This window comes from Mesorhizobium sp. B2-1-1 (assembly GCF_006442975.2).
Taxonomy (GTDB): Bacteria; Pseudomonadota; Alphaproteobacteria; order Rhizobiales; family Rhizobiaceae; genus Mesorhizobium.
The window spans coordinates 5,145,280-5,159,087 of sequence record NZ_CP083954.1; the positions used below are offsets into that span (position 1 = coordinate 5,145,280).

At 60.9% G+C, this 13,808-nt stretch carries 10 protein-coding genes and 1 pseudogene; 8 read left to right on the forward strand and 3 right to left on the reverse strand.

Going from position 1 to position 13,808, the window contains the following annotated elements; genetic code table 11:
• Positions 1-7: 7 nt before the first annotated feature.
• Genes FJ972_RS25215 through FJ972_RS25230 form a run of 4 tightly spaced genes read left to right on the forward strand, consistent with a single transcriptional unit; the run spans position 8 to position 3,023 of the window.
• Complete coding sequence (locus FJ972_RS25215) at positions 8-400, forward strand: hypothetical protein (RefSeq protein WP_140524750.1); 393 nt, start codon at positions 8-10, stop codon at positions 398-400.
• On the forward strand, positions 400-891 hold the full coding sequence (locus FJ972_RS25220) for a hypothetical protein (protein WP_140524751.1): 492 nt from the start codon (positions 400-402) through the stop codon (positions 889-891). Before FJ972_RS25215 ends, FJ972_RS25220 begins: the two co-directional genes overlap by 1 nt.
• Before the next feature lie 3 nt (positions 892-894).
• The gene (locus FJ972_RS25225) at positions 895-1,983 is read left to right on the forward strand and encodes a DUF2169 domain-containing protein (protein WP_140524752.1); all 1,089 of its coding nucleotides are present in this window, start codon (positions 895-897) and stop codon (positions 1,981-1,983) included.
• Positions 1,984-2,015: 32 nt separating this feature from the next.
• Complete coding sequence (locus tag FJ972_RS25230) at positions 2,016-3,023, forward strand: hypothetical protein (RefSeq protein WP_140524753.1); 1,008 nt, start codon at positions 2,016-2,018, stop codon at positions 3,021-3,023.
• A 30-nt stretch (positions 3,024-3,053) separates the two neighbouring features.
• Here FJ972_RS25230 and FJ972_RS25235 read toward each other — a convergent pair whose 3' ends face one another.
• The 3 genes from FJ972_RS25235 to tssI are packed head-to-tail and all read right to left on the reverse strand — an operon-like array spanning position 3,054 to position 6,988.
• Complete coding sequence (locus tag FJ972_RS25235; RefSeq protein WP_140524754.1) at positions 3,054-4,217, reverse strand: hypothetical protein; 1,164 nt, start codon at positions 4,215-4,217, stop codon at positions 3,054-3,056.
• A gap of 7 nt (positions 4,218-4,224) precedes the next feature.
• Positions 4,225-4,677 carry a DUF6484 domain-containing protein gene (locus tag FJ972_RS25240; RefSeq protein WP_140524755.1) on the reverse strand — a complete coding sequence of 151 codons (453 nt, stop codon included), beginning with the start codon at positions 4,675-4,677 and terminating at the stop codon, positions 4,225-4,227.
• Positions 4,661-6,988, reverse strand: coding sequence for a type VI secretion system tip protein TssI/VgrG (gene tssI, locus FJ972_RS25245; RefSeq protein WP_140524756.1), 2,328 nt, complete (start codon positions 6,986-6,988; stop codon positions 4,661-4,663). The genes FJ972_RS25240 and tssI overlap by 17 nt, the downstream gene beginning before the upstream one ends.
• Positions 6,989-7,262: 274 nt before the next feature.
• Between tssI and FJ972_RS30280 the strand changes: the two are divergent.
• From FJ972_RS30280 to tssM, 4 genes and pseudogenes are all read left to right on the forward strand, one after another.
• Positions 7,263-7,484 (forward strand): annotated as a pseudogene (locus tag FJ972_RS30280) (FHA domain-containing protein); the annotation flags it as partial.
• 48 nt (positions 7,485-7,532) lie between these two features.
• Entirely contained in the window at positions 7,533-8,312 is a 780-nt protein-coding gene (tagH, locus tag FJ972_RS25250) for a type VI secretion system-associated FHA domain protein TagH (protein ID WP_319023032.1), read from the forward strand.
• 333 nt (positions 8,313-8,645) lie between these two features.
• A complete protein-coding gene (gene tssL, locus FJ972_RS25255) occupies positions 8,646-10,151 on the forward strand; it encodes a type VI secretion system protein TssL, long form (RefSeq protein WP_140524758.1) in 1,506 nt (501 codons plus the stop codon).
• Between the two features lie 22 nt (positions 10,152-10,173).
• Entirely contained in the window at positions 10,174-13,728 is a 3,555-nt protein-coding gene (gene tssM / locus FJ972_RS25260) for a type VI secretion system membrane subunit TssM (protein WP_140524759.1), read from the forward strand.
• Positions 13,729-13,808: the final 80 nt, after the last annotated feature.

Below are 13,808 nucleotides of genomic sequence, written 5' to 3' on the forward strand. Positions count from 1 at the left end.
CGCCACAATGACCGACATTGTCGATATTCGTAACCGCTACATCGAAGAACTTCGCCGGGTGCTGCCCGCGCTGCAGGCATGGTGGGACAAGATGGAAGCCGATGAAGGCGAAGTGGTCTGGAAGCGTTGGCCAACCGGCCTGGCCGGGCACCCGCGGGTGCTGGGGATCTTCCGCAAATATTATCTCCAGATTGACGACATGAATCGCGAACAATCAATGCCGGAAGAGGAGCCGGCTGAGAAATGGGGCATCGATAGCATGGGTGAGGAAATTGGGTTCGTGCGTCCCGCCGATGTCCTTCTTTTCGATCTCCCGTCATTCGCGCCTGATCTCACCGACGTCACGGAAGGCATCTGCTTTCTGCCGATCGCGCTCAACGAGAAAGACGAGGTGGTCTGATGGCTCCGCTGATTACGCTTTACGACAACGATCTCGGCACGCGCCGTTTGCTGACGCAACCGCGTTATGTCGCGCCAGTTGGGGATATTCGTGTGGCCCGCGGGCTGGACGAAGCAAGCACCATGCATCAGACCTTGTTCGGCGAGTATTTGTCGGATCTTAAGGACGCCTACGACATCGCCACGTCATGGTGGGCAGGCATCATCGTCTCGGAGGAAGAGCGTCACGGTAGCCGCGAAAAGGCACTGGAAGAAGCTTTCAACGCTCGCGTCGCTGGAGCGGCCTCCAACCCACACGTCGTCTGGGTCGTGCGTCGCTACTGGCTGAAATGCGTGACGGTGAATGTCAAGGCCGGAGAAGCCGAAGGGGTCGCGGCAGAGACCTTTTTGCTGCAATGGTTGATCGATGCTGGCGAGACGAATCCAGCAAAGCTGATCGCCTGCATGCCTTATTGGCCGATCGGCCTGGACGAGAACGGGGCCTGGTGCTGATCCATGACATTCGCTGTCTGGATCGAGAATCGCACGCCGTTCGTTGCCGGTACGTTTGTGCAAACGAATGCCGATGGCAATGAGGTGTTCCTCGCCGTTTTCTCGGCCAGCTTTGATATGCTAAAAAACGCGACGCAGTTTCAGCCGGCATCGGAGCAATTGCCGGTAAGCTTTGGCGACGTGCCGTTCGGGGATCCTGCCTATTCGTCAACCCGCTATGAGGGGGAAATCGCGTGGACGAAGCCGGGGGTCGACGTGATCTTGAATGGCCAGGCACATGCGCCGCGCGATGGGCGCGTCCATGAAATGCAGGTCGGGTTGAGGTTCGCCAATATCCGCAAGGTGCTCAACGTGACTGGCGATCGCCTGTATGACGCGGGCGGCTATAGTCAACCACATCCCTTCGCCAAGATGCCGATAATCTACGAACGCGCGTATGGGGGGACCGATGACAACGGCAAGACCGACACCCGCAACCCGCTTGGCGTCGGCTACCATCATGCCCGCTCCGCGGACAAGGCCGTGAAGACGCATGCACCCAACGTCACCTATGCGAGTGAGCGGTTCCTTAGCCCATCCGATCGGCCAAGCCCGGCTGGGTTTGGGGTGGTCGGCCGTGGCTGGCATCCGAGGCTACAGTTTGCAGGTACTTACGATCAGGCGTGGATCGACAATCAGTGGCCTCTTCCGCCAAGGGATTTTGATCCGCGTCACAATCTCTGTGCGCCCGCCGACCAGCAGTTGCAGCGGCTGAACGAAGGCGAGGGAGTCAGCGTCATCGGCATGACGCCGGAGGGCCGCTGGAACTTTCGCATACCGCGTGTCGTGGCTCCGATCCGCCTTCTTTACGATGACCGCGCGGAGGATCATCCGTTCCACATTGACACCGTCGTCATTGAGCCGGATTTGCGCCGCCTCACGCTGAAATCGCGTTTGTTCCTAGTGACCAGGCGCAACACGCCAGCGCTCAGGGAGATCGTTTTCGGCCATGTGACGCCGGCCTTCCTCCTCGCGCGGCGCAAACGCAAGGTCTATCTGAACCCGCGCGGCGGCAGCGGCGTCATTGCAGAGAGGGCGACATGGCTAGCCTAAGGGCGCCGATCTACGTCGTGGGTGGCGGTGCCGTGACGCCAGCCGGCCTCAATGCACGCCAGACACTGGCGGCAATCCGGGCCAGCCTCTCCGCCTTCGAGCAGCGTACCCTCACGGATCCCTTCGGCGCGGAACAGACCGTCTCCCGCATTCCATCGCACTATTCGCTGCGCCACACGGAGAAAGTCTGGCTCACCAGCATGGCCACACGAGCGGTCGCTGAGGCGCTGGAGACAGGCGGCCTTGCCGCCAGCGCAAGTGCGCTGCTCTTGGTAGCGCCCGAGGCTTTTCGCGAGCACCCCGCCTTCGCGGAGACCCCGGCCACGGAGTTCCTGACCGGCCTGCAGGACGCGCTGGGCGAAACCTTCCATGCCACCTCGCGCATTGTCGACGGAGGCGCGGCAGCGTGCATAGGGCTGCTGGATCGGGCGGCTAACCTGCTCGTCACGCCAGGAGTCGAACAAGTGCTGCTGGGTGGCGTCGACAGCCTGGTGAACGACAAGGACCTCGCTCGCCTGAAGGCGGCCAACCGCCTGAAAGCGGAGGACAACGCGCAAGGCCTTGTGCCAGGCGAAGGCGCCGTCGTCGTCTGCCTGCGCCGCGCGCCAAGCCCCGACGTGCAGACGCAATGCACCATTCACGGCGTCGGCGTTGCATTGGAGGAAAACTCCGTGCTAGCGGAAAACTACAGTCAGGGCAGAGCATTGGTCGCTGCCTGCCGTGCGGCGATTGAGGGTGAAGGCGCCACTGAGTCTGGCATCAAGTTCATTGTTAGCAACGACAACGGCGAGCGTTATAGTGCCTGGGAGGGACTAATCGGCCGCTCCCGCTTTTACCGGACGCGCCGCGAGATCCTTCCAATGGCTCTTCCCGCGATGACGGTGGGCGACATCGGTGCCGGTGCCGGCGCACTCACACTGCTTATTGCCGCCGACAGCTTCACCAAAGGCTATGCGCCGGGCCGCGTCGCTATGTGCGAAGCCAGATCGGAAGCCGGGATGCGCGCCGCTGCGCTTGTGAGTGAGGTCATCAGAGCTTAACCGCGTGTCTTTGCGTCGTGGACGGAGTCTTCACATCCACGCCGGAATTGAGCGTGAACGCCTCCAGTTGGTCAGGGCGATCTCCGCGTTGGCGAGCGCGCCCCTCATAGCGTCCAGTCTCAGCCGTCGCATCGATTGGAATTTGCCGAACTTCGCTGGCCCCCTCCCATTGTCCCACCAAGTCTGTACCCGCGAAGCGCAAGGTAGCGGCGTCGCCTCTATAATCTCGAACTTCGGCCCGAGTTTGGCTGGGTCCGTGACGAACACGTCGGTGTCATTAAAGTCAATCTCAATCAGGTCGCGCAGCGCGAGCCCCGCCGCATAAGCGAGTTCCGGCGACCGCATCCTCTCGATCAACCAAGGCATAATCGCCATGTCACCCGCCAGTCCGCTCGCCGCGACAGCCGCCTCGCGCGTTGCGGCGGTGGATACGAAATGCTCCCACCACGTCCGCGCCGCAGTCGACGGCGTGGTGAGCAACCGAATTTCGAATACGGCTCCCGCAAGCTCCGGGTTACGAGCCACCATCTTGTCGAGCATGGGATGGACCCGCGGCGCCTCCCCCAGCAGACAGGCCGCCACTGCCGCCTCCAGCCGCTCCTCCGCGCTGGGTGCCTCCAGGCATACCCAAACCTTGGCGATCACATCTCTACGCCGCAGCGCTCCTGCGAGCTTGAGCGCTCTGCGGCGTACCTCAGCGTCGCCATCAGAGAGCAATCCCGTCAGCCTGGGCCCTGGATTGCCCCCATGGTGGTGGAGCGCGCCGACTCCCAACGCACGCTCCATTGCGACCGTCGAATCTAGCCAGCGCGCCACGAAGGGCTTCAACTTACCCGGCGAACTGCGGGCAACAGAGCCAGACAGCGCTGACAGTCCGGACTTCCCGAGCCGGCCCGCGCTCTCCAACGCGAACTTGATCGCTGACGCGGATTGCCATTCAAACGCTAGGGCCCCAAGCAGAAACAGTTCGGGCGGCTCCTGGTAGTCGGCGAAGCGCGCCGACGCCAGGTCCCAAGCCGTCTGGCCTGCCGCGAAGAGCCCATCGAGATTAGCGTCGAGCCGCTGGTCGATGCGGCCGATGTCGAAGGCGCCCATGATAGGGCCGTCGATCTCGCGCGAACGACGGTGCCACAGGAACGCGGCGTCCTCGACATGCTGCTCGATAATCGCCGGGATTGTCGCAATCCGCTGCATGGACTTCTCAGTTGAGGTGAACAGCCGCGCCCCGCACGCGATTGACGCCGCTTGCCTGGCTGCTCAACTGGCTGCCGCGGATCGAAATGCGGCCGTTCTTCTCCAGAATGATGGAAGCCAGGCCGCAGCGCAGCTCGATGCGTTCCTTGGCGGTCAGCGTTACGGTTTCACCGTCGCGGATCACCTGCACTTGTTCGCGCGTGTGAGCTGGGTCCACAATGCGTCCGATAACGAGCGGGCGGCCCGGATCGCCACCTTCGAAAAGCAGCGCTACCTCCGCGCCCACAGCCGAGGAGTCAAGTCTCGCCAGGCTGCGCGCCTTGAGTGCCGTCTCGCCGGGATTGCCTACGAACACCACTAGCGGTGCACCCTCCTCAAAGCCGATCAACAGCCCGATGACAACCCCGTCGATACCTTCAACCGATTCGTTGCATCCAGTTAGTTCAGTTGTTGAAGACATTGCTACCCTTGATCTTGACGTCGCCGTCAGCTTTGACCTGGACATCGCCGCTGCCCTGGATGCGGATTTCCTTGCCCTTAATAGAAATCGAGCCATCCTTCTTCATGTTGATCGTCGCATCGCCGCATTTCAGCGTGATCTCGTCGCCGGCATCAATCACAAGCTTTTTGCCGACCTTGATCGAACTGTCTTCGGTAATGTCGATGCCGCTGCTCTTGCCGACTTTGAGCGCGTGAGCCCCATCGATTTGGGTGCCATCGTCCGCGGTGATCTTGGCGGTCCGTCCCTTGCCGATCGTCGAAGCATGATCGCCGTCTACATTGAATGTCTGATTTCCATTAATTTTCACCGTCTGGTCGGATTTGATGGTCCAACTGTCGGAAGCCCCGATGTCGTGGCTCTGCCCCAGCACCACGCTGACAGAACGGGTCGCGCCGATGCTGTTGATCTGAAAACCGCCGACGCTACGGGTCTCCGCGGCGCCGACGGTGTCGAAACGCGCCGCCTTCACCGTAATCGTCTGTACAATCCCCACTGTCTGAGAATGATTGGCGTCGATGTTTTCCGTCGAGTTCGACACGACATGAATGGTCTCGTTGGCCATGACTGTCAGCGAGCGGTTGGCGCCCACTGTCTCGGTGTCGTTCGAGCCGATGTTGGTGGTCTGGTCGACGCCGATCTTGACCGTCTTGTTGTTGCCGACGTCCTCGTCGAGGTTGTGGCCGACGGAGTGTTTGGCGTCGTGGTCAATGCGGTCGGACTGATCGTGCTGGACCAGCTTTGTGCGGTCATGCTTGATCAGAAGGTTGTGATCCTTCTGCGCCTGGAAATTGACCAGTTCGGAGCCGGCCTTATCCTCGAACATCAGTTCGTTGTAGCCGCCACCGCCTTTGGAAGAATCCGACTTCCAGCCCGATTGTGTGGCGTTGCCAGGCAGGCCGTAGGGCGGCATCTGCGAGGCATTGTAGACCCGGCCGGTGATGATCGGCAGGTCCGGGTCGCCTTCGATGAAGTCGACGATGACCTCCTGGCCGATGCGCGGTATCTGGATGAACCCCCAGCCACTGCCGGCCCAGCTCTGCGACACCCGTACGAAACAGGAACTGTTCTGGTCCTTCTTGCCGACGCGGTCCCAATGAAACTGGACCTTCACCCGCGCATATTTGTCGGTGAATATCTCCTCGCCGGATGGACCGACCACCGTCGCCGTCTGCGGGCCGCGCATGATCGGTCGTGGCGTGGTCCGCGGCGGGCGATAGGGCAAGGCTGTCGGCGCCACACCGAGGACCACTTTGAAACTCTCGCTTTCGACGTCGGCCTGGGCTCTATAGCCGGGGTCAAACAGCCTGTATTCGGCGCTGACCACCAGATATTCCTGGTTCTGGTCTTCGCGCGGAAAACCGTCCAGCTTGAACGTGCAGCCGGAATACAAGCCGCGCACGGTGCCGGCCGCGGCGATGCGCTGGTGCAAGGCCTGGATCTCCTCGCGCCGGATCGAAGCCAGGCTGTCGCCCCGGCTTACTTCGAGATGCGCGCCCGGCTGGCGGTAGTTCTCACCCGCGGACGGTTTGTGACTGAACGGCTGGGCCGACTTGGCCATGAGGTCGGCGCCCGGCTTCTTGAAATCATAATCGGTGTGGGCATAGGCGCCTGGGCGCACCGAGCTGCCCGGTATCCATTCGGTGATGTATTCGACGTCGCGCCGGGAGCCCTGACCTTCAAAGTTATAGAGCACTTTCTCGTAGCCCGGCGCAGGCTTCAGCTTGCTCATCGCGTCAGCCAGGACAAGCGTATGCTTGCCGTCATCGTGCTCGAAGAAATAGAAGATACCTTCGTGCTCCAGCAACCGCTGCACAAAGTCCAGATCGGTCTCGTCGTATTGCACGCAATATTCACGCGCCGGATAGGACCCTTGCAGGCGTAGATCGAATTCGGAAATACCGTATTTCTTGAAGACATCCTTGACGATGTCGACGACGCTCTTGTTCTGGAAAATATAGCAATCTGTGGTGTTGCCGAGAAACCAGAGCCACGGCCTCATGACGGCCTCGTAGTAGGCTAGCCGGTCCTCCATGCGGGTGAGCCGAAACTCCGATACGATTCCACTGAGCCAGCGCTTTGGATCGGATTCACCTTCGATCGAGACAGGCCCGCCCAGCATCTTCAACGGGTCGATATCGGAGTCTGTGCTCACGAACCCGACCGTGTAGGCAAAGCAACGGCTGATCTCATCGCGTCCGATAAGATGCGTGAAGGTCAACAAGTCGGAGCCAACCGGTGTGCGGACAACGGTGGCACGTTCATTCGGCATGGGTCGAGCCCCTCCTGGACGCGGCCGCCAGTGTGATGGATTTGTTGTTCCCGCTATATTAACGGTGTCATTAGCGGTGTTACGTTCAGGAACTTTCCAAATCCGCCACGCCAGGCCATGTTTAGCCTATCACATGTTTTCCCGCTGACCAAAGAGGACAGGCGGGCGACAGAATCTTACCCGCCTTCTCGTCGGCTTGAAACGCCGCTGTCCTGTTTTGCCTGCAAGCTGCTAGAATGTTGGAGTATCGATCAACGATCGACGGCGATCTTGGATGTACATCAGTCTGCGGATCAACAATGTCGACGCCCTGCTCGCTGGCACCTCGACCAGCTACGTGGCGCGTGATAGCGGCTTCGAAATCGGGCGCGATGCTTGTGACTGGACCTTGCCCGACCCCGACAAGTTCATCTCGGGTCGGCACTGCGAGGTTCGATACGAGGCGGGCGCGTTCTGGCTGTACGACATCTCGCGCAACGGGACCTTCATCAATGGATCGAGCCAGCGCATGAGCGGCCCGCATCGGCTGGTCGATGGCGACCGGATGCTGATCGGCCGCTATGTCGTCTTAGTATCGGTCGAAGAAGAGCGCGCCACGGCAGACCACCCCAGCCGCGATTCGACACAGCGGGAAACGCCGGTCGCGACAGGCCGGCCGCTGGAATTCGGAGATGGGCCTTTCTTCGAGCCCGCGCAGCAACGGTCCGCACAGCGCAGTTCCGCGCCGACATTCTCGTCGCCTGCCCTGCCCTCAACCAGGGACGAGGTGCTGCGGGAGATCGCGATCGCAGCCGGCATTTCGCCGGAATTGCTTCAATCGCGCGACCCCCATGAAGTTGCCGCCGAAATCGGCGCGGTCTTGCGGGACGTGGTCGAGGAGCTGACCCTGCTGCTGAAAGCACGCGCGGCCGCGAAAATGTTGGCCAAAAGCACACAGCGAACGATGATCAGCGCCGCCGACAACAATCCGATGAAGTTCGTTCCAGGAACCGACGACATCCTGGAAATCATGTTCGCCCGGCGCAAGACCGGCTATCTTGATGCCAGGCGCAGCATCGAAGATGCATTCCGCGATCTCAAGACTCACGAGTTTGCCACTTATACCGCGATGCAAACCGCGCTCTCCCGGCTGCTTGACGACCTGTCGCCCGAGGCGATCGGCAGGAAACTCCCGCCTACCTCGTTTACGAAGAAGAAGAGCCAAGCCTGGGACGTCTATGTCGCGACATGGCGGACCATGGAGGAGGCACATGAAAACGGCATGCTTGATATATTCCTGGCCTATTTCAGCGAGGCCTACGCCAAGGCCGGCAAGCAGAAATAGGAGGTCCCAGGAAGGCACGGCCCCGGGAAACGTATGGCCAAAAAGCATATGGCCAAAAATGCATGGCACGGCAGTCGGCGAAGAAAAGTCTCGCTGACGCCCGGCGTCCGGTTCCAATCGACGATTTCTGAGATTACGATCGCATAAGACAGTTCGCCAAGCGGGTAAGACTCATTGAGCTGAGGGTCTGCGGCAAATGTCATGTCACTGCGTGATAGCATCTTCTAGCCATTGCCACGGCCGGCAGCGGCTGTTTTTCCTTTACCTGGCCGGAAACGGTTCTGCGCCCATCTCACCCCATCGCCGGCGCCCCGCCTGCACGGACGATCTGCGATGAGTTCGAAGGACGACCCCTTCGGCCCGGCGGGCAAGACGGTCATTCGCGCAAATCCGCGGAGCAAGCAAAAATCGACGCTAATTCCCGAGCTGCCCGTCGCGGACAGAGGCCAGTCCTCTCCAATCAAGGATTCGACGGTGTTCGATCCAGGCGGCGGGCGGTCGCCAGGCTGGGCATCCGGAACCGTGATTTATCAAGGTGGCCCCGGCGATGTTGGTGCGCCGACAGGCTCTGCTGGGACTGCGCCGAGGACAGGCATCGAGCAGGAAAGCCTATTCAACGCCGGGAGCGGCATCAAATACGCCGCGGCAAACCCCATTCTCGCCGCGGCGGCACCTTTGCTGATGCTGCTCGGACAGTTCAGGCTCTTGCCCGTTGAAAGACAGGCGGCGCCATTGGCGCAACATGTCACGGAGGCGATTGAGAAATTCGACCGGATAGTTGAGAAGTCAGGCGTTGCCGAAGAGGATGCCCGGATTGCGAAATTCGCCCTCTGCGAAACCGCCGACGATCTCATCGGTAACCTGCCGTGGCCCAGGACTGACGCCTGGGCGCCACACGGGATGCTGCGGCAATTCTTTCACCTCGAGCCCACCGGCACCGGCTTCTACGAAGCGCTGAACAAGATCCTGGCCAGTCCCGAAAAACACTACGATCTGCTCGAACTGATGCATGCCTGCCTGTCGCTGGGTTTCGAAGGCCAGTATCGAGGCGTGACGCGACAAGACAACAATCTCGAACGCGTTCGTCGCGACGTCTACGAGACGCTTCGCTATTTCAGGCCGCGTTCCGGTGGAGACATCTCGCCGCATTGGCAGGGCCTAGCGGCGACGATGGCGCAGTCCTCCGCCCGCCTGCCGCTTTGGGTCGTCGCGGCAGCGGCGACCGCGTTGCTGACAGCGGCGTTCTTCGCATTGCGGGTCTTCATCACCAATGAAGGCGAGGCGGTCGCGGGTGAATTGCTGGCGCTCGACCCATCAACACCAGTCGTCATAGAACGCGCCAGCGTGGCGCCGTTGGCTGAGCCGGCGAAAGTCACCCCACCAGCGGCCACCGCGCAGATTGATCGTATTCGTGCGGCATTGGCCAAGGATCTCGAAGGCGGCGGGCTGACCATCGGCACCAAGGGCGACTTCATCGTCGTGGAGATCAACAATCTCCTGCTGTTCCAGTCCGGCAGGGCCGAGGCGAGGCCGGAATTCCAGCCCATTGCCACCGACATCGCCGCGGCTCTGGAACACGAGCCTGGACCAATCCGGATCGTCGGCCACACGGACAATGTGAAACCACGAAAGTCGAGCGCGTTCAAATCCAATTTCGACCTTTCCGTCGCCCGGGCGAAGGCAGTCGAAGTGTTGATGGCAGTGAAATTCAGCGATCCCTCGCGACTGACGGTCGAGGGTAAAGGCGAGGACGAGCCAATCGCCGACAATGCGACACTGGATGGCCGCGCCAAGAACCGCCGTGTCGATGTGATGATCCCCCGGGAGGAAACACTGTGAGCACGGCCCGCTGGAACCACCCATGACGCGTTGGCTGTTGCGGATATTCAGCGTGATCGCGCTGGCCGGCTTCGTCGCGGCAGTGTGGTTTGCCGGGCCATTGATCCGCTTCGCCGACATCCGGCCGCTCGGACCTGGGTGGCTGCGCGCGACGATCATTGGTGTGATCCTCGCGCTGCTGGCGCTTTTTTACGCGCTGCGTTTCTGGAAAGCGAGGAAGGCGCAAAAAGCGCTCGAAGCCGTCGTTGCGCACAATGCCGACCGCGATGACGATTCTCGGGTGCTCGAAGCGCGGATGAATGAGGCCGTGGCGGCGCTCAAACGGTCGAGCGGCAAGCGCAACTTTCTCTATGAGATCCCCTGGTACGTTGTCATCGGCCCGCCGGGTGCCGGCAAGACGACGGCTCTGGTCAATTCAGGCCTGAATTTTCCGCTTGCCGGTTCGGGGGACGCCCAACCGGTGGCCGGTGTTGGCGGAACACGTGCCTGCGACTGGTGGTTTACCGATCAGGCCGTGCTGATCGACACCGCAGGTCGTTATACGACGCAGGACTCCAATCCCGAGATTGACAAGAAGAGCTGGCTCGCATTCCTGTCACTGCTCAAGAGGTACCGCACCAGACAACCGATAAACGGCGTCATCCTGGCCATCAGCCTTGCCGATGTGATGAGCTTCGATGATCAGCAGCTTGATGCCCACATCGTCGAGATACGCAGCCGCCTGAGAGAAATTCACGAGACGCTGAAGATCCAGTTTCCCGTCTATCTGCTTTTCACCAAGGCCGATCTGGTTTCAGGGTTCACGGATTATTTCGGCGGTTTCGACGAGGCGCGCAGACGCAAGGTATGGGGCACGACATTCCAGACGGCGGAGCGCGATAGGAACATGGCCGCCGCGGCTCCTGCCGAACTCGATGGGCTGGCGGAACGACTCGCGGACGAGATGGCCGACCGCCTCCAGGAAGAGGCTGATCCGGTCACGCGCATCTCCATCTTCGGCTTTCCGGCTCAGTTCGGCGCGCTGAGGGGGCGCATAACCAGTTTTGTCGCCGGTCTATTCGACCCGTCCCGCAGCCAGGTGAACGCCAGCCTGCGTGGACTCTATTTTTCGTCAGGCACGCAAGAGGGAACGCCCATCGATCAGGTGCTGGGCGCAATCGGCCGCAATTTCGGGGGCAATTCCCGCCCGCATCTTTCCGGAACCGGCAAAAGCTTCTTTTTGCATGATCTGCTGACGGACGTCATTTTTGCCGAATCGGGATGGGTTTCGTATGACAAATCAGCTGCGAGGCGGGCGGCGGTGGCCAGATTTGGCGGCCTCGGTACGATAGCGCTGATCGCTGCTGCCGCACTCGGTACGCTCGCTCTGAGCTTCGCGGCCAACCGCTCGCTGATCGCGTCCGCAACGGTTGCTATGGGCCAGTATCGCGCGACGGCGGAAACGCTGCTCAAGGCGGCCACGGTTACCGATGTGGACCTTGAAAACGTCATCGGCCCGCTCGACCAGTTGCGCGACCTGCCGGCCGGGTTCGAAGCCGCTGAGCTAGCGACACCGATCGGGGAGACGTTCGGCCTCAGTCAGCGGGAAAGACTTCTTTCCGCGTCCCGGACCGCTTATCGGAAAGGCCTGGAACGCATGTTGCGCTCGCGCCTGCTGATCCAGGCCGAGCGAACGATCCAAGCCAAGATGGGCGATCCCGCCGCACTCTACGAGCCGTTGAAAATCTACCTCATGCTTGGTGGCAAGGCGCCGAAGGTCGATGACGCGCTGATCGTTTCCTGGATGAAGCAAGATTGGGAACAGAACCGATACCCGGGCGAAAACAACCGCGAGGGACGAGCGCACCTCGAAAAGCACCTGCGCGCCATGCTCGCCTTGGACGACGCCTACGACCCCGTTTTCGAACTGAACCAGCCACTTGTTGAAGCCGCACAACGCTCTCTCGAACGCATGAGCCTTGCCGATCGAGCGACCGCTTTGATCAAGTCGGCGATCTACGCGGCGGCGCTGGATGACTTCTCCGTTTCCCAGCAAGGTGGTCCCGAAGCCCAACTGCTGTTCGAACGTATCGATGGCAGCGAGCTGGCGGACCTTCGTGTTCCCGGTCTCTACACCAGTTCCGGCTTCAACAGGTTCTACCTTGCCCAACTCTCGCGCATTGCGCAGATGCTCGTCGACGAGCAGTGGGTTCTCGGTGGTGGCGGAGAGCAAGGCGACATCGATCAGCAATTGCTCAGGCTCGGCCCCGAACTTCTCGATCGCTACGGCAAGGCGTTCGCCGTCGCGTGGAACAGCGTTCTCGACCAGTTGAAATTCAAGGCGATGCTGACAGACAAGCCGCACTACACCGCGCTTTCAGCCGCTGCCTCCCCCAATTCGCCGATAGAGCGGCTGTTTTCGGCGATCGCCAACGAGACGGCGCTGACACGGGACCCAGGTGACGGTCCTGGCGCCGAGACAGAATCCGCGGCTCAAAACCAGCAACGCAGCGCCGCAGAATTAGCCAAGGGCTTAGCCCGTATCGGCATACACATAGCCAACGGCAAATCGCAAATCCGCGCCGGCGCACAGCCCGCTGACGTACAGAACTTGAATCTGGGCGCGAACATTGAAGCGCGATTCAAATCATTCCAGGTCCTGGTGAACGGGCCCACCGGACATCGCCCGATCGACGCACTAACCCAGAACTTCAGCGACATCTATCAAAGCCTGCGACTGGCCACCGAAGTTCCTTCGCAGGTGGAGCGGCTCAACGGTAATCTGCAGCTACAGATTGCCACCCTTCGCGCCAATGTCTCGCGTCTGCCCAAGCAACTCGGCCGGATGGTCAACACGACGGCAGATGAGTTCGAAGGTAACGTCGCCGAAACCTCGGTGACAAACTTGAACCAGATACTCGACCAGACGGTCACAGCCCCCTGCGAGGCAGCGATCAACGGCCGTTACCCCTTCGACGGGAGCAGCACCGAGGATGTCGCCATGGCCGATTTCGCGAAGCTGTTCGCCCCAGGCGGACTGATGGACCGGTTCTTTGCACAAAATCTGGCCTCGCTGATCGACATGACCGGCCAGGACTGGCGTTGGAAACAGGATACGCGCTTTGGACGCAACTTGTCGAAATCGACCTTGAAGGACTTCCAGTTGGCTGCGGAAATCCGCATTGCCTTTTTTCCATCGGGCGCTTCAGTACCCTCCGTCAGCGTCACCTTTACACCCTTCTCGCTGCATGGCGATGCCGACATGGCCGTACTTGATGTCGATGGCCAGACCGTTCAGAGCAACCAGACCGGAAATGGGCCGAGCACGGTGACTTGGCCGACCGGTACGGCTAGCCCATCCGCGAGCCTCAGCCTGACACCAGAAATGCCAGGGCGCCAGTCCGCCATCACGTTCGAAGGGCCGTGGGCCTTGACGCGGCTTCTGAGCAAGGCGGCTATCACGGGCAACGAGGGCAGCATGCAGGCCCGCTTCGTGATCGGCGGGCGCGACGTCACCTACACGATCCAGACAGGGTCCGGCACCAACCCCTTCCTGCTCCCTGCCCTTTCCGGGTTCAGCTGTCCCAAGGCGTTCTGAGATTGAGATGATCCTGGGCAGTAAGCCGCAGAAGCGCAAAACCAGGCACACACATATTTTAGTTTTCGATACTCTAATGT